Annotated in this window: 21 protein-coding genes and 1 pseudogene; 11 read left to right on the forward strand and 11 right to left on the reverse strand. The window is 64.5% G+C overall.

The features are described from left to right. Positions 1-86 precede the first annotated feature (86 nt). Positions 87-389, forward strand: a pseudogene (locus ACFSCT_RS05630) (BufA1 family periplasmic bufferin-type metallophore); the annotation flags it as partial. Positions 390-457: 68 nt separating this feature from the next. Next, positions 458-1,081, forward strand: coding sequence for a hypothetical protein (locus ACFSCT_RS19555; protein ID WP_465263173.1), 624 nt, complete (start codon positions 458-460; stop codon positions 1,079-1,081). A gap of 80 nt (positions 1,082-1,161) precedes the next feature. On the opposite strand, the gene ACFSCT_RS05640 is transcribed toward ACFSCT_RS19555, so the two are convergent. Genes ACFSCT_RS05640 through cyoA form a run of 5 tightly spaced genes read right to left on the reverse strand, consistent with a single transcriptional unit; the run spans position 1,162 to position 6,142 of the window. Beyond that, positions 1,162-1,944 carry an SURF1 family protein gene (locus ACFSCT_RS05640; RefSeq protein ID WP_379140840.1) on the reverse strand — a complete coding sequence of 261 codons (783 nt, stop codon included), beginning with the start codon at positions 1,942-1,944 and terminating at the stop codon, positions 1,162-1,164. After that, positions 1,941-2,345, reverse strand: coding sequence for a cytochrome o ubiquinol oxidase subunit IV (gene cyoD / locus ACFSCT_RS05645; protein WP_379140842.1), 405 nt, complete (start codon positions 2,343-2,345; stop codon positions 1,941-1,943). The genes ACFSCT_RS05640 and cyoD overlap by 4 nt, the downstream gene beginning before the upstream one ends. After that, the gene (cyoC, locus tag ACFSCT_RS05650; RefSeq protein ID WP_379140843.1) at positions 2,345-2,971 is read right to left on the reverse strand and encodes a cytochrome o ubiquinol oxidase subunit III; all 627 of its coding nucleotides are present in this window, start codon (positions 2,969-2,971) and stop codon (positions 2,345-2,347) included. Before cyoC ends, cyoD begins: the two co-directional genes overlap by 1 nt. A gap of 6 nt (positions 2,972-2,977) precedes the next feature. Next, a complete protein-coding gene (gene cyoB / locus ACFSCT_RS05655) occupies positions 2,978-4,987 on the reverse strand; it encodes a cytochrome o ubiquinol oxidase subunit I (RefSeq protein ID WP_379140846.1) in 2,010 nt (669 codons plus the stop codon). A 12-nt stretch (positions 4,988-4,999) separates the two neighbouring features. Continuing rightward, positions 5,000-6,142 carry a ubiquinol oxidase subunit II gene (cyoA, locus tag ACFSCT_RS05660; protein ID WP_379140848.1) on the reverse strand — a complete coding sequence of 381 codons (1,143 nt, stop codon included), beginning with the start codon at positions 6,140-6,142 and terminating at the stop codon, positions 5,000-5,002. A 365-nt stretch (positions 6,143-6,507) separates the two neighbouring features. Between cyoA and ACFSCT_RS05665 the strand changes: the two genes are divergently transcribed. After that, a complete protein-coding gene (locus ACFSCT_RS05665; RefSeq protein ID WP_379140850.1) occupies positions 6,508-7,827 on the forward strand; it encodes an MFS transporter in 1,320 nt (439 codons plus the stop codon). An 88-nt stretch (positions 7,828-7,915) separates the two neighbouring features. Here ACFSCT_RS05665 and ACFSCT_RS05670 read toward each other — a convergent pair whose 3' ends face one another. Beyond that, positions 7,916-8,941 (reverse strand): hypothetical protein, encoded by a 1,026-nt coding sequence (locus tag ACFSCT_RS05670; protein WP_379140851.1) that lies wholly within the window; start codon positions 8,939-8,941, stop codon positions 7,916-7,918. Further along, on the reverse strand, positions 8,938-9,693 hold the full coding sequence (locus ACFSCT_RS05675; RefSeq protein WP_379140853.1) for a glucosamine-6-phosphate deaminase: 756 nt from the start codon (positions 9,691-9,693) through the stop codon (positions 8,938-8,940). The genes ACFSCT_RS05670 and ACFSCT_RS05675 overlap by 4 nt, the downstream gene beginning before the upstream one ends. A gap of 179 nt (positions 9,694-9,872) precedes the next feature. Between ACFSCT_RS05675 and ACFSCT_RS05680 the strand changes: the two genes are divergently transcribed. The 4 genes from ACFSCT_RS05680 to ACFSCT_RS05695 are packed head-to-tail and all read left to right on the forward strand — an operon-like array spanning position 9,873 to position 13,834. Beyond that, complete coding sequence (locus ACFSCT_RS05680; RefSeq protein WP_379140855.1) at positions 9,873-10,844, forward strand: TRAP transporter substrate-binding protein; 972 nt, start codon at positions 9,873-9,875, stop codon at positions 10,842-10,844. Positions 10,845-10,847: 3 nt separating this feature from the next. Next, positions 10,848-11,372, forward strand: coding sequence for a TRAP transporter small permease (locus ACFSCT_RS05685; RefSeq protein ID WP_379140857.1), 525 nt, complete (start codon positions 10,848-10,850; stop codon positions 11,370-11,372). Positions 11,373-11,375: 3 nt separating this feature from the next. Then, complete coding sequence (locus tag ACFSCT_RS05690; RefSeq protein WP_379140859.1) at positions 11,376-12,668, forward strand: TRAP transporter large permease; 1,293 nt, start codon at positions 11,376-11,378, stop codon at positions 12,666-12,668. After that, positions 12,665-13,834: an ROK family protein gene (locus tag ACFSCT_RS05695; RefSeq protein ID WP_379140860.1), complete on the forward strand. Its 1,170-nt coding sequence runs from the start codon at positions 12,665-12,667 to the stop codon at positions 13,832-13,834. Before ACFSCT_RS05690 ends, ACFSCT_RS05695 begins: the two co-directional genes overlap by 4 nt. A 23-nt stretch (positions 13,835-13,857) precedes the next feature. On the opposite strand, the gene iolB is transcribed toward ACFSCT_RS05695, so the two are convergent. From iolB to ACFSCT_RS05715, 4 genes are all read right to left on the reverse strand, one after another. Beyond that, a complete protein-coding gene (iolB, locus tag ACFSCT_RS05700) occupies positions 13,858-14,664 on the reverse strand; it encodes a 5-deoxy-glucuronate isomerase (protein ID WP_379140862.1) in 807 nt (268 codons plus the stop codon). A 94-nt stretch (positions 14,665-14,758) separates the two neighbouring features. After that, positions 14,759-15,676, reverse strand: coding sequence for a myo-inosose-2 dehydratase (iolE, locus tag ACFSCT_RS05705; protein WP_379140864.1), 918 nt, complete (start codon positions 15,674-15,676; stop codon positions 14,759-14,761). 493 nt (positions 15,677-16,169) lie between these two features. Continuing rightward, positions 16,170-16,955 carry a TIM barrel protein gene (locus ACFSCT_RS05710; protein ID WP_379140866.1) on the reverse strand — a complete coding sequence of 262 codons (786 nt, stop codon included), beginning with the start codon at positions 16,953-16,955 and terminating at the stop codon, positions 16,170-16,172. A gap of 2 nt (positions 16,956-16,957) precedes the next feature. Then, positions 16,958-17,971: a Gfo/Idh/MocA family protein gene (locus tag ACFSCT_RS05715; protein ID WP_379140868.1), complete on the reverse strand. Its 1,014-nt coding sequence runs from the start codon at positions 17,969-17,971 to the stop codon at positions 16,958-16,960. A 481-nt stretch (positions 17,972-18,452) separates the two neighbouring features. On the opposite strand from ACFSCT_RS05715, the gene ACFSCT_RS05720 reads away from it, so the two are divergent. The 4 genes from ACFSCT_RS05720 (at position 18,453) to ACFSCT_RS05735 (ending at position 21,239) form a co-directional block, all read left to right on the forward strand. Then, entirely contained in the window at positions 18,453-18,872 is a 420-nt protein-coding gene (locus tag ACFSCT_RS05720; RefSeq protein WP_379140870.1) for a transcriptional regulator GutM, read from the forward strand. Between the two features lie 57 nt (positions 18,873-18,929). Further along, on the forward strand, positions 18,930-19,724 hold the full coding sequence (srlA, locus tag ACFSCT_RS05725; protein ID WP_379140873.1) for a PTS glucitol/sorbitol transporter subunit IIC: 795 nt from the start codon (positions 18,930-18,932) through the stop codon (positions 19,722-19,724). A gap of 24 nt (positions 19,725-19,748) precedes the next feature. Beyond that, complete coding sequence (gene srlE / locus ACFSCT_RS05730; protein WP_379140875.1) at positions 19,749-20,783, forward strand: PTS glucitol/sorbitol transporter subunit IIB; 1,035 nt, start codon at positions 19,749-19,751, stop codon at positions 20,781-20,783. Positions 20,784-20,858: 75 nt separating this feature from the next. Beyond that, positions 20,859-21,239: a PTS glucitol/sorbitol transporter subunit IIA gene (locus tag ACFSCT_RS05735; protein ID WP_379140876.1), complete on the forward strand. Its 381-nt coding sequence runs from the start codon at positions 20,859-20,861 to the stop codon at positions 21,237-21,239. The last annotated feature ends 61 nt before the right edge of the window (positions 21,240-21,300 follow it).

Here is a 21,300-nt window from a genome sequence, read left to right on the forward strand (position 1 = left end):
GCGAGCGGTGTAACACATCCGGCCCCTGCCGCGCATTGTCTGGTGAAGGGCAAAAGTCATGCCCTTCGTCCGAGAAGCAGACGCTGATGACCGAGATGAACCCCCGCCGGATACCTGGCGCCGCGCTGGCATGCGCGCTTGGCTCCATGGCCGTCACCCCCGTTCAGGCGCAGGAGATGCAGAAATGCTTCGGCGTCGCCATGGCCGGGCAGAACGATTGCACCGCCGGCCCCGGCACGACCTGCGCCGGCAGCTCGAAAGTCGATTATCAGGGCAATGCCGAGAAACTGGTTCCGGCCGGCACCTGCCTGACGACGGAGCTTCCGAAGGGCGGCGTGGACCTGATGCGCGTGGGCGCGCTGGAGCCGCTGATCCGCGACATCCCGTCCCGACCCGATCCCACAGCCCTGACCCTCGGGGCGCGCGGCATGGCCGCGCTGGCCGAAAGGATGCGCAAATGAGCGCACGGATCACGACCGAGACCCTGATCGACAGGCTGGCGGCCGCGCCGGTGCCAAGGCCGGTCCCGCTGGGCCTGATCGGACTTGCGCTGATCGGTCTTTCGCTCATCGGGGCGGTGTTTGTCGGGCTGGGGGCGTTCTTGGCCCTATTCGGCCTCAGACCGGATTTGGCCCCTGCGCTTGCCAAGACGGTGCTTCCGCTGATCACCTGCGGCATCGCGCTGGTCCTGACGCTGCGCTCGGCCCGGCGCGGCGATCCCCTTTTGGCCGCTTCTCACCCCATTCGCCTTTGCGCTGCTGATCTTAACCGGACGGCTTGCGATGGTCGCGCCGGGACAAGTGGTCCCCCGTTGATGGACACCACCGTCGCCGCCTGCCTGTTGTCGATCACCTCGCTTTCCGCTGCGCCGCTGGGCCACGACCCGCCCGACCTTTTCGGGCATGCTGGTCGGGCTGGCGTCGGGAACGGCGGCGGCGGCCGGATACACCCTGCATTGCGCCGAGGATTCGCCGCTTTTCTATGTGACGTGGTACGGGATAGCGATTGCGCTTGCGGCGATTATCGGCGCCGTGCTGGAGCATCGGTTTCTTCGGTGGTGATACCCGCGCCGCCGCAATGACGCCATCGGCCCGGCGGGGCGCCGGAACGCCGGGCCGCAAATGACGACCCTGCGCAAGGGCAGATGTGAAGAACGCCGCTTCAACCGTCGCGACCCCGTCCGCGGCCGTCGGCCCGCAGACCGGACTTGGCATCGGCCGAACGCGCGGTGCGACGCGCGGTCTGGATCAGCAGCCACACCCCACCCGCCGCAAGCGCCGCCAGCGCGAACCATGTCAGCGCATAGGACAGATGCGCATTGCGGAACCGCAGCACCGTCAGCCCGCCGACGGGAAAGCCGCCCGGTTGCGGCGTGGCATCGGTGTCGATGAAAACCGGCTCGACCGGGCCCAGACCACGTTTTGCCGCAATCGCGGCCAGATCGCGGGAATACCAGCGGTCCGCAGCGGGGGCATTGGCGCGCAGAAAGGTCCCGCCCGGCTCGGACAGACGCGCCAATCCGGTGACCGCGACCGTGCCCTTGACCTGACCTTCGGCGCGGGTGTCGGGGCGGCGACGGTTCTGCGGCACGAAGCCGCGGTTGATCAACACGGTGCGGCCATCCGCCATCCGCAAGGGCGTCAGGACCCAATAACCGCCGCCAAGCTCGGTCAGCGCCTGAACCAGCGTCTCGGCGTCATGATCGAAAACGCCGGCAACGCTGACCCGGCGGTATTCCTGATCCGCAGGCGCCATGTCCCGGATCGCCGCAAGCGGCACCGGCGCGGCGTTCACGCGCGCCTCGACCCGGGCGATCAGATCGCGCTTCCAGCCCAGCCGCTCGACCTGCCACACCCCAAGCGCCGTGAAGATCAGCACCAGCGCCAGACCGAACGACAGCGCCAGCCCGACTTGCCACATGGGGCGCTGGCGGGCGGCGGTCAATTCTCGCCGGCGGAGGGCATCGTCGCCATGCCGGGCATCATGTTGGCGTCCATGTGATACATTACCCACATCGTGCCGACCAGCGCGATGACCAGCACGATCAGCGTGAAGACCAGCGAGACCAGGCTCCATCCGCCTTCGGATTTCGGGCTCATGTGCAGGAAATAGACCATATGCACGACGATCTGCACGACGGCGAAGGCCAGCACGACGAATGCCGTCAGCCGCCCCGAAGCGAAGCCGCCCGCCATCACCAGAATGAACGGGATCGCGGTCAGGATGACCGACAGCACGAAGCCGGTGATATAGGATTTGCGCGTCCCGTGCGGCATATGAACACCGTCATCATGAGGGTGCTCGCCGCCGTGGCCATGGCCCTGATGGGTGTCGGTGCTGCTCATCAGATCATCCCCATGAGGTAGACGAAGGTAAAGACGCCGATCCAGATCACGTCGAGGAAGTGCCAGAACAGCGACAGGCATTCAAGCCGCCGGCGGTTGGCCGGGATCAGCCCGTGCCTGCGCACCTGCACGACCAGCGTGGCCATCCAGACCAGACCGAACGTTACATGCAGCCCGTGGGTCGCGACAAGCGTGAAGAACGCCGACAGGAAGGCCGAGCGCCACGGCCCGGCGCCCTCAAGGATCAGGTGCGAGAATTCGTAAAGCTCGATGCCAAGGAAACACAGACCGAAAAACGCCGTGACGCCCAGCCATTTCATCACGCCCTTCTGGTTGTTCTCGTGCATCTCCAGCATGGCAAAGCCATAGGTGATCGAGGAACACAGCAGCATCGCGGTGTTGACCGCGATCAGCCCAAGGTCGAACAGCTCTTTCGGACCCGGACCGCCGCCATAGCGATGGCCCAGAACCGCATAGGTGGCGAACAGGATCGAGAAGATGAGGCAATCGCTCATCAGATAGATCCAGAAGCCAAGCGAGGTGCTGTGCCCCTCGGGGTGATGCGGTTCTTCCTTGGGGTGGAAGACGCGCGGATCGTTCGGGGTGGTGGTGATCGTGGTGTTCATCTGGGGCTACACCGCGTTGCTCAGGGTCTGGGTGCGCGCGTCCTCGGTCGCGGCGACCTCGGCGGTCGGTATGTGGAAGTCGCGGTTATAGTTGAAGGTATGGGCGATGGCGGTGGCGATCAGCCCGACGAAGGACACCACGACCAGCCACCAGATATGCCAGACCAGCGCGAAACCAAGCACCGTGCTGATCCCGGCAAGGATGATCCCGGCGCCGGTGTTCTTCGGCATGTGGATCGGGGCGAAACCGGATTGCGGGCGGGTATAGCCGTGGTCCTTCATGTCCTGCCATGCGTCGATGTCGTAAACCACCGGCGTCATCGCAAAGTTGTAATCGGGCGGCGGCGATGAGGTCGACCACTCGAGCGTGCGGCCCTGCCACGGATCGCCGGTCTCGTCCCGCAGCCTGTCGCGGTCCCGGATCGAGACCATGATCTGCATCAGCAGCGCGCCGATCCCCGCCGCGATCAGCAGCGCACCAACACCGGCGACGGCGAAATAGATCTGATAGGACGGATCGTCGAACACCCGCAGCCGCCGCGTCACGCCCATCAGCCCGACGATGTAAAGCGGCAGGAAGGCGACCCAGAAGCCGATCACCCAGCACCAGAAGCTGACCTTGCCCCAGAACGGGTCCAGCCGGAAACCGAAGGCTTTCGGGAACCAGTAGTTGATCCCGGCGAATACGCCAAAGACCACGCCGCCGATGATCACGTTGTGAAAATGCGCGACCAGAAACAGCGAGTTGTGCAGCACGAAATCGGCCGGCGGCACCGCCAGCATGACGCCGGTCATGCCGCCGATGCAGAAGGTCAGCATGAAGGCGACCGTCCACATCATCGGCAGCTCGAACCGGATCCGGCCGCGATACATGGTGAACAGCCAGTTGAACACCTTGGCCCCGGTCGGGATCGAGATGATCATCGTCGCGATCCCGAAGAACGAGTTCACCGAGGCCCCCGAGCCCATGGTGAAGAAATGGTGCAGCCAGACCAGATAGGACAGGATGGTGATGCAGATGGTCGCGTAAACCATCGAGTTATAGCCGAACAGCCGCTTGCCGCAGAAGGTCGCGGCGACCTCGGAAAACACGCCGAATGCGGGCAGAACCAGAATATAGACCTCGGGGTGGCCCCAGATCCATATCAGGTTGATATAGAGCATCGGGTTGCCGCCCAGATCGTTGGTGAAGAAGTTCATGCCCAGGTAACGATCCAGCGCCAGCAGCACCAGCGTCGCGGTCAGCACCGGAAAGGTCGCCACGATCAGCACGTTGGTGCACAGCGCCGTCCATGTGAACACCGGCATCCGCATCAGCGTCATGCCGGGCGCGCGCATCTTCAGGATCGTGACCAGAAGGTTGATACCCGACAGGGTCGTTCCGACCCCGGCGATCTGAAGCCCCCATATATAATAATCGACCCCCTCGGTCGGACTGGCCACGATCCCCGACAGCGGCGGGAACGCCAGCCAGCCGGTCATCGCGAATTCGCCCACGAAAAGCGAGATCATGACCAGAATCGCGCCGCCGACCGTCATCCAGAAGCTGAAATTGTTCAGGAACGGAAAGGCCACGTCGCGGGCGCCGATCTGCAACGGCACCACGAAGTTCATCAGCCCGGTGATGAAGGGCATCGCCACGAAAAAGATCATGATCGTGCCGTGGGCGGTGAATATCTGGTCATAGTGATGGGCGTTCAGATAGCCCTCGGACCCATTGAACGCCCAGACCTGCTGGAGGCGCATCATCAGCGCATCGGCAAAGCCGCGCAGGAACATGATCAGCCCAAGGATCATGTACATGATGCCGATCTTCTTGTGGTCGACGCTGGTCAGCCAGTTCCGCCACAGCGAACCCCACAGCCGGAAATAGGTGATCGCCGCCAGAACCGCGACGCCGATGATCGCGACCACGACGAAGGTCCCCACCACAATCGGCACGTCCAAGGGCAGCTTGGACAGCGTCAGACGACCAAAAAGGAAAGAGCTTTCAACTGGTTGCGCGGCAGCGGCCATGATCTTTTCCTGTCAGTTCGCGGGGTGGTCGGCGTGGGTCGGGGTCTGCGCGTCGGGGGGCGTCATCGCCGGCATGGCGGCGGATGTCATGGTCGGCGTCGCGGTTGGTCCGGCGGCGGGTTCGGCGGCGGATTCGGCGGCGGGCATCGCACCCGGCGCCATGTCCGGCATCGCGGCGTGCCCGGTATGATCCTGTCCGGCACCGTTTGCGGCGGGTTCCGCGGCGGGTTCTGCGGTGGGTTTTGCGGCTGCGGCCTGCTGCGCGCCGTGGTTCATCATCTGGTCCATGCAGACCTGCCCCGCGTTCACGCATCGGTTCAGAATGTCGTGGTAAAGCGACTGATCGCCCAGGGCATAATACGCGGGCGGCACGTTCTCGCTGGGTTTCAGCAGCGCCTGATAGGCATCCCGCGTCAACACCTGACCCGAGTTCCGCGCCTTCTCGATCCAACTGTCGAAGCCCGCCTGATCCAGCCCGTAGAACGGAAAGTTCATCCCCGAAAATCCGGCGCCGCTATAATGCGACGACATGCCACGGTACTGACCGGGCTTGTTGATGACCGCGTGAAGCTGGGTCTGCATGCCCGGCATGGTGTAGATCATCCCGGCGAGGGTCGGCACATAGAATGCGTTCATCACTTCGGTCGAGGTCAGCTCGAACCGGATCTGACGATCCAGCGGCGCGGCCAGTTCGTTGACCGTCGCCACCCCGTATTGCGGATAGATGAACAACCATTTCCAATCCATCGAGACGACCTGCACCACCAAGGGCTCGGCCCCCACGGTCACCCCGGCGGTTTCCGCGTCCAGCGGCCGATAGGGGTCAAGCTTGTGCGTGCTGACCCAGGTCAGCGCCCCCAGCCAGGTGATGATCAGCAACGGCGCCGTCCAGATCAGCAGCTCCAACTGCGTGGAATGGCTGAACTTCGGGTCGTAATGCGCTTCTGAATCACGGTTTTTCTTGCTGTAGCGCAGCGAGAACCAGACGATCGCCGCCATCACCGGCAAGACGATGACCAGAATCAGCGCGGTGGTGATTCCCAGCACGTCGCGCAGCTTGACCGCGACATCGCCGGACGGGGCCAGCACCTCGGACGCGCATCCGGCAAGGGCGATGGGAAGCGCCAGGATTATGGAATGTCGCCGACGGATCATCGGGTGAGTCCCTCATTCGTTCTGAAGCGGTCTTGTCGCCTTGCGGCGCTGCTGTCGGCCGGATCGCCCGGATTGCAACGCGGTCAAATCGTCCGTGGCTGTCGTCGCGACCCGGTTTCAACACCGTCTGTTCCCACTTGATGGCAAGCATGACAAGGATGAAATTGAATGTCTATAATGAGCAGACGCCCGAGTCGGGCCAACTCCGCCGCTCGATCCGCGGCGAACGCCGGTCTCTGGCCCGGGCCAAGCATCTGCCCCGGGGGGCCGTTCAGGGCACGGGTTTGGGGCATGGGTTTGAGGCATCGGTTCGAGGCATGGGTTTGCGCCGGATCGGCAAGACGCCACAGTGAAGGTTAGAAGCCATGGATACTGCCGCCGACAAGCACCCGGAAAGCGGTCACACTCCGGTCCGGCTTTCCGATTTGGCGATCGGGGTCATCATCGGCCGCACGTCCGAGTTTTTCGACTTTTTCGTCTTTGCCATCGCCTGCGTGCTGGTGTTTCCGGCCTTCGTGTTTTCCTTTGCATCCCCGGTCGACGGGACGCTTTACGCCTTTCTGGTGCTCGCGCTCGGCTTCATGGCGCGCCCGGTCGGCACGCTGATATTCACCGAGATCGACCGCCGGTTCGGGAATGGGGTCAAGCTGACCTCGTCGCTGTTCCTGCTGGGCACCTCGACCGTCGCGATCTCATTCCTGCCGAGCTATGATCAGGAAGGCTGGCTGACCGTCGCCAGCCTTTGCCTGTTCCGCATGGGACAGGGTGCCGCGCTTGGCGGCGCGTGGGACGGGATTTCGTCGCTTCTGGCGATGAACGCCCCCGAGGCGCAGCGCGGGCGTTACGCCACCCTGCCCCAACTCGGCGCGCCCTTGGGGCTGATGCTGGCGGCGGGGTTGTTCATCTTCCTGAAGCTTTCCTTGACCGACGAGGAGTTCCTCAGCTTCGGCTGGCGCTATCCGTTCTTTGTCGCCTTCGCGATCAACGTCGTGGCGCTTTTCGCGCGTCTGCGCATGGTCGTCAGCGAAGAGTTCGAGACGCTGTTCTCGGAACGCCAGCTCAGCCCCGGCCCGGTGCTGGTCACCCTGCGTGAAGAATGGCTGAACATCATCATCGGCGCCTTCACACCGCTGGCCACGCTGGCGTTGTTCCATATGGTGACGGTGTTTCCGCTGGGCTGGGTCAATCTTCACGCGCCGCAGAACATCATCGGGCTGATGTGGATCGAGATCGTCGGCGCCTGCTTCGGGCTGGCCGCGATCATCGCCTCGGGGTTCATCGCCGACCGCATCGGCCGCCGCAGCCTGCTGACGATCTGCGCCGTCGCCATCGCCGCCTTCGCGATCGTCTCGCCCCTGATCCTTAGCCTTGGGCTAAGCGGCGAATCGATTTACGTCATCGTCGGTTTCACGCTGCTGGGGCTGTCCTTCGGGCAATCTTCGGGGGCCGTGGCCTCGGGGTTCAGGCTGAAGAACCGCTATAGCGCGTCGAACCTGACCGCCGACCTGTCATGGATGTTCGGCGCCGGCTTCGCCCCCTTCGTCGCGCTGTTCCTGACCGAGCGTTACGGGCTGTGGATGGCGGGCGCCTATCTGCTGTCGGGCGCGCTTTGCACGCTTGCGGCACTGACCCTGTTCCGCCAAAGGCAAGCCGATCGGCGCAGTCAGGATACGTCCTGGCGCTGACCGCCGCCAGCACCGGCGTCGCCACCGCGCCGCATCGGTCGCGGCGCAATCCGCCGAGTCAGGGCTTTCAGCACGCAGTGCGGTCCGGTCACCGGGCGGCCACGACCCGCCCCGGCGTGACCCGGACCGGGCGCATCTGGTCGTCCCATACGACGGTGCCCGCATCAACCGTCAGGCCAGCCATGGCGAACGCCCGGGCAAGCGCCGCGTGGGGGGCGTCACTTGCCCAAGCGACGGCCTGCGCGAATGGCGCGATGCCCCATTCCACGACGTTTCGGACCGCCTGATCCAGACAAAGCGCGGAACCCGCAAGGCTGACCCTGCCCGGCTGGACAACGGCGCCCGCGTCGGTGTGCTGCACCTCCATCCCGGCAAAGCGGTAGCTGCCGGGCGGCGCGGCGGCCGCCACCACCGCGTCGGTCACCAATATGACCCGCGCGGCCCCCTTCAGCCGCACCAGCGCGGCCAGCGCGGCCGGCGGCACATGATGCCCGTCCGCGATCAGGCAGGCGGACAGCCCCGGCGCGGCAAGCTGCGCCAGAAGCGTGTTGTCCAGTTTCGGCAGTAGCGCCGGCAAACCATTTCCCAGATGGGTAGACAATGTCGCACCCGCCGCCACGGCGGCGTCGACCGCCGCATAATCGGCGGCGGAATGACCGATCCCGACGGCACAGCCCCGGTCCGTCAGCGACCGGATCACTGCAATCGCGCCCGGCCGCTCGGGCGCGAGCGTCACCAGCAGAATGGGCCGGAACAGACCCGGCCGCAGATTTTCGTAAAGCGCCGCGTCGGGGGCGGTCATCGCAGCCGCCGGATGACAGCCCGCATAGCCGTCGGTCGGGTTCAGAAACGGCCCCTCGATATGGTAACCCGGCACCATGGCCGGGCCCAGCCGGCTGTGCCGGACGGCGGTATCCAGCGCCTGCAACCGCGCCGCCAGATCGGCCGGCGTGGCGGTGATCAGGGTCGGCAGAAACGTGGTGACCCCGGTGTCCAAGAGCGCCTGCAAGGCATGGTCGAACGCCGCAGGCGTCAGCGCGGCATCGTTGAAATCAACCCCGGCGAAGCCGTTGACCTGAAGATCACACAGCCCCGCCGTCAGCCGTTCGGTCATCGACGGATCGTCGCCGGGTCAAGCAGCGCCGCCGAGGCATCATCCAGATGCAATGTGCAATCCTCGTGCCGCTGGATGATCGAGGCCGGCACGAATGGGCTGACCTCGCCCTCGACGGTGTTTCTGACCGCCACCGCCTTGCGGGTTTCGGGGGCCAGAACGATCAGCTTCCGGGACCGCATGATCTCGCGGATGCTCATCGAGATCGCCTCGGGCGGCACGTCGTCCACGGTCGCGAACCAGCCCTCGCCCATCTGCTGGCGACGGCAGGCGTCATCCAGCCGGACCCGGATATAGGGATCCGAAACCTCGAAATCCGCCGGCGGATCGTTAAAGGCAAGATGGCCGTTTTCGCCGATCCCGGCAAAGCAGACATCGACCGTCTCGCGCGACAAAAGACCGTTCAGCCGCGCGATCTCGGCCGCGATATCGGCCGCCTCGCCATTGATCTCGACAAAGCTTTCCGGCGCCACCGGCAGCTTCGCCAGAACCCGTTCCCGCAGGTATTTGCGAAAGCTCGCCGGGTGGGTATCGGGCAGACCGATGTATTCATCCAGATGAAAGATCGTGATCCGGGACCAGTCGACATCGGCGGCGGTAAGATCCGCCAGCATCTCGAACTGGCTGGCGCCGGTCGCCAGAATGATCACCGCCCGGCCCCGGTCGGCAAGCGCGCGATTGATCGCCGCCAGCCCCTCGGCCGCGGCGGCCGCGCCCAGCGCGGCCTTGTCCGGATGAAGCCTGATCTGCATGTCCCGCCTTTTATTCGATTGTCGTTGGAAAAGAGAAACCAAATTACTCGTTAACGCCATCATTCTCACATTTTGGTCTTGTTTTACAAGCTGTATTTATTGTCATGTCTGGATAAAAAATATTGACGTCCGGGATTTTGCCCCGAATAGTCAGGGCTGACCAACTGGAGGAAACGGTCTTGAAACATCTGAAATCGACGCTTGCCGCACTGGCTTTGTCCGCCGCGATGATTCCGGCCGGCGCCATCGCGCAAACCGTGCTGCGGCTGGCCGAGAACCAGCCCGACACCAAACCCGTCACCATCGCGATGAAACGCTTCGCCGAACTGGTCAAGCAATACTCGAACGGCGAGGTCGAGGTGCAGGTCTTTGACGGCGCCCAGCTTGGCCAAGAGCCGGAAACGATCGAACAGGCGCAGGCCGGGATCGTCGATTTCGCCCGGGTGAACTCGGTCGTTCTGGCCAATGTCAGCCCGTCGATGGGGGTCTTTACCCTGCCCTATATCTTCCGCGACTTCGATCACAAATTCGCCGTTCTGGACGGCGAAATCGGGCAGCAGGTGCTGGCCGATCTGGAAGACGTCGGGCTGAAGGGCTTTCCTTTCCTGGAGGCGGGTTCGCGTAATTTCTATACCGTCAAGGGTAAGCCGGTGCGCAGCATCGACGACCTGAAGGGCATGAAGATCCGCGTCCAGCCGGCGCCGATCGCACTGCGCATGATCGAGCTGTTGGGTGCGGTTCCCACGCCGATGAACTATGGCGAGGTTTATTCGGCCCTTCAGACCGGCGTGATCGACGGGGCCGAGAATGACTATGTCAGCTATCAGACCTCGGCCCATTACGAGGTCGCGCCGAATTACACCGTCGACGGCCACCTCAGCCCCCCGGCCGTGCTGGTCATGAACAAGGCGAAATTCGACGGCCTGCCCCCCGCCCAGCAAGAGGCGATCACCAAGGCGGCGCAGGAAGCGGCCCTCTATGAACGCCAGATCATGAATGAGGCGATGGATACCGCGAAACAGGCCGTCATTGATGCCGGCGCCGAGATCATCGAGGTCGACAACGCCCCGTTCCGCAAGGCGGTCGAACCGATCTATGCCGAATTCCCCGATCTGGTTCCGCTTATCGAGAAAATCGGACAGGTGCAGTAGGGCATGGCGGAAACTGGCGCGCGGAACGCGCGCGCCCTTGCGGCGCGCGTCATCGACCGGATCAACACCGTGGCCTCGGTCATCTGCTATGGGCTTCTGTCGGCCATCACGGCGGTGACCGCGTTGCAGGTTTTCCTGCGCTACCTGCTGAACCGGCCGACGAGCTGGTCCGAGGAAGCCGCGCTTCTGATGCTGATCTGGTTCGGGATGCTGGCCATCGCCATCGGCATCCGCCGCAACGAGCATCTGGCGATCACCTTCCTGCGCGACATGCTGCCCCACCCGCTGGCGCGCGCGCTGGATTACGGCGCCCAGATCGGCATGGCGGTTTTCATGCTGGTGGTGATGTGGTTCGGCCGTGACCTGCTGGCGCTGGCCGGGGCGCAGATGATGCCGGCCTCGCGGCTGCCGAAGGCTTGGCTTTATTTCCCCGCCCTCGTCGGCGGCGCTCTGGGTGTGGTGAACGCAGTTGCCAACATCGCGCTGCGGCAGGTTCCCGCCGGCGCCCACGACACGCTGGAGAGCTAGGCCATGGCGGTCGATTATGGCGGTATCGCCACCCTTGTCGGCGGCTTCTTCGTCCTGATGTTCCTGCGCATTCCGCTGGCCTTCGCGCTGGGTCTGGCCTCGATCATGACGGCGTTCTATCTCGGCCTGCCGATGCTGCTGGTCGCGCAGCGCATGATCAACGGGCTGAACAGCTTTACCTTTCTGGCCGTGCCCTTCTTCATCCTCGTCGGGAACATCATGACCGAGGGCGGCATCTCGGACCGGCTCATCAGGCTGGCCGACGTGCTGGTCGGCCGGATGCGCGGCGGGCTTGCGCAGGGCAACGTCGTCGCCTCGACCATGTTCGGCGGCATCTCGGGGTCGTCCATCGCCGATGTCGCCTCGATCGGCTCTTTCCTAATCCCGGCGATGGTGCGGCGCGGATACAGCCCGGGGTTTTCGGTTGCGGTGACGGTCACCTCGTCGGTGCAGGGCGTGTTGATCCCGCCCAGCCAGAACATGATCTTTTATGCGCTGGCGGCCGGTGGCCTGCCGATCTCCACGCTGTTTCTGGCCGGCTATGTGCCGGGGATCATGCTGGGGCTGTCGCTGATGCTGATCTGCTGGATCATGGCGCGCAAATACGACCACCCGCGCGGCGGCCGCTATGGCCTGCGCGAGGGGCTGGCCATCGCCGCCGACGCGATGATCGGCCTGTTCACCGTGGTGATCATCATCGGCGGCATCATCGCCGGCATCTTCACCGCCACAGAAAGCGCGGCCGTGGCGGTGATCTATGCGCTGCTGGTGACGACCTTCTACTATCGCACCATGAACCGGGCCGCCATTTTGCGGATATTCGCCTCGACCCTGACCACGCTGGCGGTGGTCACGGCGATCATCATGACCTCATCGGCGTTCGGCTTTCTGCTGTCCTATCTGCGGGTGCCTGCGCTTCTGGCCCAAGGGATACTCGGGCTGTCGGATAATCCGGCGCTGATCCTCTTGGCCATCAACCTGCTGCTTCTGCTTCTGGGGATGGTAATGGATATGGGGGTGCTGATCCTGCTGCTGACCCCGATCCTGCTGCCGATCGCCACCAGCATCGGGATGGATCCGATCCATTTCGGCGTGATGATGATCCTCAATCTGGGCATCGGCCTCTGTACGCCACCGGTCGGCACCTCGCTTCTGGTCGGCGCCAGCATCGGCCGGATTTCGCTTGAGCGCGCGACCCCGGCGCTGATCCCGTTTTATCTGGCGATGTTTGTCGTGCTGATGCTGGTCACCTATGTGCCGGCGCTGACGATGACCTTGCCGGACCTGCTGAAATGACCCCGAGCCCGCCCCTTTCAGGCAGCCATGCCGCCGATCTGCTGAGCGTCTTCGACGTCGTGGCCAGCGGCCGCGCCACCACGCGGGCCGAGGTCGCGGGCGCGCTTGGCATGCGTCCCACCACGGTATCGCTTCTGGTGGCCGAGCTGTCCCGCCGCGATCTGATCCGCGATCATGTGGTCAGGGGTCAGGGCCGCGGTCGCCCGACCGCCTTTCTGGCCGAGAACCGGCTGCGGCTGGTCGCGCTTTATCTGCATATCGTCTCAAGCACGATCTATGCGCGGATCGTCGACCGTACCGGCCGGGTTCTGGCGACCGTCTCGGTCTCTCCGCCGCAACAGGCCGACAACGCCGCGATGGCCCGCGCGATGCACGAGCTTGCCCGGCAGGCGCTTGGCCATCTGCCCGCCGGGGCCTATCACGTGGCCACCGTCTGTTCGCTTTCGGGGCTTCTGGATGTCGGCGCGCGGCTGTGGTGTTTCTCTTCGCGCTGGCCCCGCATCGACAATCTGGACCTGTGCGAGGTGCTGAAGGATCTGGGGCCCGAGCCGGTTCTGGTCCGCAACATGGACGCCGAGCTTGCCGGGCGCATCGCCGACGGCCCCGCCGATGCCCGGAACGTGCTGCTGCTGCATTGGGGTTACGGGATCGGCGGGGCCTTCGCAACCCCCGACGGCATCATCAATCAGGATCGGGGCCGGTTCTGCGAGATCGGTCACTGGCGGCTTGACAGCCACGCCGGCCGCCCTTGCACCTGCGGCAATGTCGATTGCCTTGAAACCGTCGCAGCACTTTGGGCGCTTTATCCGGTGCTGTCGCGGCGTTTTCCCGACCTGCCGCTGGACGAAGCCCGGCTCGGCCCGCTCGCGGCCCGTTTCGACCTGCTGCAGATCCCCGAAATGGCCGAGGCGCTGCGCCAGACCGTGCGCATCACCTCGAACCTGTGCCGGTTGCTGTTTCCCGAAAAGATCATCCTGACCGGGCCGTTCCTGCAAAGCCCGTCGATATTCACCGGCTTCTCGGAATCGCTTTTCGCCGCGCCGATCCTGCACCGGAAGGATATGCCGATGGTGGTTCAGGGCGAGGATGGCGCCGCCGCCTTTGAAATGGCCGGCGCCCTGCACGCGCCGCTGCGGGCCGCGCTTTTGCAGATCATCTCGGCCTGAGATCGGCTTTCGGCCGCGATGGGTCAGGCATCCCTGTCGATCACGCTTGCGACCTCGGGGGCGCTGACGAACCGCCAATTCCGGCGCGGGCCCGCCATGACGTTCAGATAGTACAGATCGAAACCGTGCGGCGCCCCGCAGGGGTGATGACCGCGCGGCACGCAGACCACATCCCCGTCGCGCACCGCCATGGTCTCGTCAAGGGTGCCATCGTCTGTATAGACCCGCTGCACCGCCCATCCGTCCCGTGGATTGATCCGGTGATAATAGATCTCCTCAAGATAGGTGATGCGGGGAAAATCATCCTCGTCATGGCGGTGGCTGGGATAGCTCGACCAATGGCCGGCGGGGGTGAACACCTCGGTCACCAACAGGCTGTCACAGTAATCTTCGCCCTCCATGGCGATGTTGTTGATATAGCGGGTGTTGGTCCCCTTGCCGCGCCCGGTCAATGAAATCCCCTCCGGCCCGATCCGTCGCGCCGGATGCCCGCCCTGTCCCGGCGCCGCGCAGACCGCGATCACGCAATCGGTCACCGCCGTGGCCGTCCAGTCCTGACCGTTCGGCACGTAAAGGCAATGCGGCGGCGTCCGCTCGAACACGTCCATGCGCGCGCCCAACTCGCCCCAATCCCGCCCCGCCGCCATCAGCGCGGCCTTGCCCTCGACCATGACCAGAATGACCTCGTTCGCCCCGGTCTGCCCCGCGGCTGTCTCACCGGCGCGCAGGCGATAAAGCGAAAAGCCGACATAGCGCCAGCCCGCGTCCGCCGGGGTGATCTGATGAACCTTGCCATGCGTGCCGAATGGCCTGTGAAGAAGTCCGCTCATCAATCTGCCTCATCTTCCTTGTGAAAATATCCCGGGGGAAATCCGGCGCCCGCCGGATTGGGGGCAGCGCCCCCGAACCTGGCCGCCAACCGCATCAGGACCCCATATCAGGTCCCGTTTCAAGCCCGGCTTGCGCCGCTGCGCCCTTCAGCGCGCGTAACCCCATAGACTGATATTCCAGCGGGTTTCGCAGAACCGGGTCCTGCTCGGCCTCGATCACCAGCCAGCCGTCATAACCGGCATCGGCCAGAATCCGCAAAAGCGGCACGAAATCAATCGCGCCTTCGGGGTCACCCGGTACGGTGAAAGCGCCCGCCTTCACCGCCTGAAGGAACGACATCCCCGTGCGGCGCACCTGTTCGGTCACCGGGCGGCGGATATTCTTGGCGTGAAAATGCGCCACCCGTGCGGCGTGTTTCGCCAAGACCCGCGCCGGATCGCCGCCGCCAAAGGCACAGTGGCCGGCATCGAACAACAGATGCGTCGCCGGCCCGGTCGCCGCCATGAAGGCATCAATCTCCTCGGGGCTTTCGACCACGGTTCCCATGTGATGGTGATAGGCGAGCGTGATGCCTTGCCCGGCCAGATATGCCGCGAAAGCCTCGACCTTGGCGCCGAACGCCGCCATCTCTCCGGCCGTCAGACGGGGCCGGTCGTTCACCGGCACGTCCGGGTCGCCATGCACCGTGTTCGAGCATTCGCAGACGATGCAGATCGCGCAGTCGTTCGCCTTCAGTTTCGCCAGATGGCCCTGCACCGCCGCGATCTCATCCTCGACCGAACGGGTCAGCAATTCGGTCGAATACCAGCCCGAGATGAATTGCAGCCCGTGGCGCCCCAGCAGATCCTTCAGCGCCTGCGGGTCGTCGGGCCAGCGATGGCCGTTCTCGATGCCGTCAAAGCCGATCAGCGCGCCGGCCTCGTGCAGGATCTGTTCGGTCGGGATATGGGCGCCGATGGACCGGTCATCGTCATTCGCCCATGCGATGGGGTTGGTGCCGTATCGGATCATTTAGCCCTCAATTCAGCAGCCGCCGACGCGCGGCATGTTCCACGTGATCGGCACAGAACGACCGCAGTTCCGCGCTGTCGCCGGCGGCGGCCACGGCGATGTGCCGCCATTCGCCATTGCCCTGCCTCGCCAAGGCCCGGGGGTTCAGTCGGGACCTTGCGTCCGAGCTCCGGCCTGATCCCGGCCGCCGGATCGGCTATGGCCGCCGCATCCGCCCGATCCCGCCCCCACAGCGTCGTCAGCCGCTCGGGGTCGGTGTTGACGCCGGGCACATCGACGCCTGCACGGATGAGCCGGCCCGTATGCGCGTCGCCGACACCCGTAATCACCCCCGACCGAAGCCCAAGCCGCACCGCCCCATAGCCGTTATTGGCCAAAGGGCGCCCGATGTGTTTTGAAAAAGACCCCATCTTCTCCAACGGACCGCCATATTGATCAACCGAACCCCGGCCGATCGTTACAAACCCCCATAAAGGCATCGGGTCCGGGGCGGTCAAATCTGCGCCCTGACATAGGCCATGCTGGTTTTCAGCGCAGTTTCTGGATCGGGAAGATCGTGCACCTCGGCCGCGAAAGCCTCGAAGGAAATCACCCCCTGATAGCCGCCGGCCAGAAGTGCCCGAAGCTGTCCGATATTTTCCAGACCATCGCCATTCCCGACCAATCCGCGATCCCTGTCCTGCATGTCGCGCGGCGCCGCGCCCGGCCTGCCCGCGCCCGAGACGTGAACAAGCCCGGTGCGCCGCGGATAGACCGCCGTCTCGCCTGACAGGTGGTGGTGAAACGTATCGTGCAGCAGCCGATAGGTGCCGTCGTCCCCGGTCTCGGTGATCGCGGCGATGGCCTCGGCCTTGGTGCGCATCGAGGATGTCGCAAAGCCCAAGGGTTCCACCAGCGCGTGCAGGCCGCGTTCGGTCAGGATCGGCTTCAGCGCGTCGAGCGCGGCCACCGACCGCGAATGCGGCACCATCCGGCCGTCATTCAGCGGGCACAGGACAAGCGCCCCCGCCCCGCAAGCGGCGGCATAATCGGCCAGCCGCTGCGCGCGGTCGGGCAGGTCGCCGCTCCATTGGTTAAAGGGGTAAAGGCCGTTGATCGACAGGATCGTCACGCCGTGCAGGGCCGCCGCCGCGCGGACCTCGGCCGGTTTCACCTGTGCCACCACATCGGGCGTATCGTTGCGGATCTCGACCTCGGTCACGCCAAGGCGCCGGCACATGGCGAAGAACGCGCCGATGTCCAGTTTCGGGACCGAGACATGGTTGATCGCAAACCGCATGGTCACCCCTGATCGTAAAGCGCCGGCCGCTTTGGCAGCGAGATCGGCACGATCTTACCGCTTTCCTGCGCCTCGACACAGGCATCCGAGGTGATCGCGGCGACATAACCATCCCAGCTTGACGGGCCGACGGCAGTCCCCCGCGCGGCGGCGGCGATGAAATCGGCAAGCTCTACGTCATAACTGTCGATGAAGCGTTCCTTCCAGTCGACCAGCAGCGCGTTCTGAAGCCGCGCGTCCTTGCGCAGCGTAATGGCCATCGGCTCGGGCAGGTTGGCAAGCCCCTCCTCGCCCACGATCTGGCACTGGATGTCATAGCCATAGCGGCAATTGACGAATATCTCGACGTCGATGCGGACGCCTTTTTTCGTCTCCAGCAGCACCAGTTGCGGATCGGCCAGCCCGGCGTGGCTGTGGCGGGTCCGGCGCGGGAAAACCACCTGCGCCGAGACATAATCATCGTCCAGCAGCCAGCGCAGAACGTCGATTTCATGGATCAAGGTGTCGTGGATCGCCATCGGCGTCGCATAGCTTTCCGGCACCGACTGGTTGCGATGGGCGGCGTGAACCATCAGCGGCGCGCCGATCTCGGTGTCGACCACCTGCTTGAGCATCCGGTAACCGGCGTCATAGCGGCGCATGAACCCGACCTGAACCAGACGCTTGCCAAAATCGACCTCGGCCCGGACGATGCGATCGGCGCCTGCGGCGGTGGTGGCCAGCGGCTTTTCGCAGAAAACCGGCTTGCCGGCGGCGATTGCGGCCAGAACATAAGGCTCGTGCGTGGCGCCGGTCGAGCAGACCAGAACCGCGTCGACCTGATCCGAGGCGACAAGATCCTCGCTGCGTTCAAACACCTGTGCCTCGGGGACCAGCCCGGCCTGCACGGCGCGGGCGGCGGCGGGGTCGTAATCGCTTAGCGCGACGACCCGGGCGCCGGACAGCACCTGTTGAATACGGCGGGTATGATCCCGCCCGATCATGCCCGTGCCGATGACACCGATTCTGACCGTCATCTGATTGCCCCCCAACTTCATCACGAAAATTCACCACGGAACGATTCCCGATGGGCTTCTCGCGGTCAATGAAAACCCGAAGGCGGCATCATCATCGGTGACGCAATCATCCGCGCGGCATGACGGCATGACCCCACAGCGCGGTTTTGCAGCACGTATTTTAGCCGGAACGAACCGCTGTCGCCGCCATCCGGGACACCGGGTTGCCCCCGGGGTCGCTATCAGCGCCGCCAGCCATCAAACACAACCCGGCGCATAAATCCCTGCCCGGGATCGCCGCATTGGTGCATGTTGCTGTCAATGGCCGTGCCACGGAACGCGCGGCGCGAAACGAGAGAGAGGTGACAACGACCCGCGCGGAAACCACGCGCCCCCATATATCAGAACATATTGACATATAAAATTACAAATGTACACTCACAACACGATGAGCGGAAGTGCCTGCACTTCTGCCAATTTCTGTCGGAGGGAGGCTGACGGGATGGAACTCTGGAAAATCGCACTTTTGGCCCTGGGCGTGGTCTGGCTGCTTCAAAGCGTCGGGACATGGATGCAGATGCGTCACTTCCGCAGCGTGATGGCCGCCATCACCGAAAAATGGTCCGACGGGCACATGGGTGCGGGCAACTCTCGCGGCAGGTTCGGCAAGGGCGTCATCGCCATCGTGGTGACCGACCCGCAGTCCATCGTCCGCAAGGTCATGGTGATGGAGGGGCGCAGCGTTTTCGCGAAATTCCTGCCCCTGCCCGAATACGAAGGCCAAAGCCTGGCGCGTCTGAAGGCCACGCTCGGGACCAGCGAAAACCAGAACGGCCGCGTCGGCGCACTGACGAAGGCCGTCGAACAGCTTGAGAAAGCAAAACGTAGTCAGTCCGTAGAGATGGAGCCGCAGCCGGCCTGACCGGTCAGCGGACGCATGATCATACGTTAACATCACCTTCCAGGGAGGGGGGACAAAGTGTCAATTTCAGATATCGCCATCCAGACGACGGAAATGGCGCCGCATTATCTGGCCTGGGTCGGATCCTATGCGGACCAGCTTAATCTGGGCGCCCAGCACGCCGCCACCACCGCCACCACCACCGGCGGCCATGGCGCGGGGGCCGAGCTTTTGCGCTATGCGCAGGCGGCCACCACTGCCACGGATGCCGGTGGCGGCCCCAGCTATGCCGATCAGGTGCAGGGGCTCGCGCAAGAGGAACAGTTTTCGTGGCTGACCAGCATCGGCAAGCATTTCATCGGCGTGTTCCAGAAAGGCGGCGAGACCTTCGCCGGCTTCGTGACCGGCATCATCCCCACGCTGATCGTGCTGATGACCGCCTTCTATGCCCTGACCGAGATGGTCGGCGAACAGCGGGTCCATGGCTTCGCGCGCTTCGCCGGCCGGATCGCACTGACCCGGTATACCATCCTGCCGGTTCTGGCGATGTTCTTCCTGACCAACCCGATGGCCTACACCTTCGGCACGTTCCTTGAGGAAAAGCACAAGCCGGCGTTCTACGATTCCGCCGTTTCCTTCTGCCACCCGATCCTTGGCCTGTTCCCGCACGCCAACCCCGGCGAATATTTCGTCTGGGGCGGCGTTCTGGTCGCCATCCAGCAGCTTGAGGCGGTGGGCACGGTGTCCTCGGGCTATCACGTGCGGCTGGCGATGTTCTACTTTGGCGTCGGCGTCATCGTCATCCTGCTGCGCGGCATCGTCACCGAATACATCACCCGTCTGATGGCCTCGCGCCAGAAGATCGAACTGTAATCGCCGGGTGGGGGAGATCATTCGATGAGTGACGAATTCAAAGCAGTCCGGATCGAACATGGCCCGAACGGCTGGGGTGGCCCGCTGGTGATCCAGCTGACCCCGCAGCGCGACAAGATCGTCGCGGTGACCGGGGGCGGCATTCCGCCGCTCGCGCAGCGCCTTGCCGAGATGACCGGCGGGACGGCGGTGGACGGCTTCCGCTCACCGCCGCCGGAAGGCGAGATCGCGGCGGTGGTGATCGACTGCGGCGGCACCGCGCGCTGCGGGGTCTATCCGCGCAAGCGCATTCCGACCGTCAACCTGACCCCGGTCGGTCAATCCGGCCCGCTGGCGCAGTTCATCACCGAGGATATCTATGTCTCGGACGTGAAGCCGGAAAACATCACCCTTGCCGAGGGCGGCGCGATGCCGGTTGCGACGGCCGCGACAGCCTCGGCTGGCGGTGTCGGAAGTGGTGGCAGCGGTGGCGGCGCGGGCGCCGGATCGGTTGCGGCCGGGTTCGACGACGGGGGCACGGCGGATAACGGGCTGATCAACATGATCACCTCGATCGGGCGGGCGATGGGCAAGGTGGTCAACATCTTCTTCAACGCCGGCCGCCGCACGATTGATCAGGTGATCCGCAACGTGCTGCCCTTCATGGCCTTCGTGACCATGCTGATCGGTTTCATCCTTTACACCGGGATCGGCGATCTGCTGGCCGCCCCGATGGGCCCCTTGGCCAATAACATCGTCGGTCTGGTGATCCTGTCGGCGATCTGCTCGCTGCCGTTCCTGTCGCCCATTCTCGGGCCGGGCGCGGTCATCGCGCAGGTCATCGGCATGGCGATCATCGGCCCGCAGATCGCCAATGGCACGATCGCGCCCGCGATGGCGCTTCCGGCGCTGTTCGCCTATGACAGCCAGGTCGGATGCGACTTCGTGCCGGTGGGTCTCGCGCTTGGCGAGGCAAAGCCGAAAACCATCGAAATCGGCGTCCCGGCGGTGCTGCTGAGCCGCCAGATCACCGGGCCGATCTCGGTCCTGATCGCCTGGCTTGCCAGCTTCGCGTTGTGATGACCCGGCAGGCGGAGGCGGCGCATCGCCCGCCCTCCGCCTGCCCGCCGAAACCCAGAAAAGCGAGAGTTCACCATGAAAACCTATCTGCGCACCACCATCACCACCGTCGGCCCAGATGTGGCCGATCTGGTCGAGGGCGGTGTTCTGATCCTGTTCGCCGAAGGTGTCCCCGATGAACTGGCCGAGGTTTCCGTGCTGCACCGACTGGCCGAGGACGTGGACCCCGATGCCCCGGTGCCGGGGGCCGAGATCCTTGTGGGCGATGTCTCGGCGGTGCTGACCGGCATCGGCGATCTGGCATGGAACAAGATCCGCGACATCGGCCATGTGGTAATCAACTTCAACGACAGCGACACCCCGCAGCGCCCGGGCGAGATCTGCGCCAGCAGCGTGAACACCGATGCGCTGATCGCGGCCATCGCCGCCGGCAATGAAATCATCATCCGGAACTGACGCCCCAAACCGCTTTCCCACACCGCTTTCCCGCGCGAACCGCCCGACCTCATCGCCAGTC

Origin of the sequence: Paracoccus pacificus (assembly GCF_042680785.1) — a bacterium.
Taxonomy (GTDB): Bacteria; Pseudomonadota; Alphaproteobacteria; order Rhodobacterales; family Rhodobacteraceae; genus Paracoccus; species Paracoccus pacificus.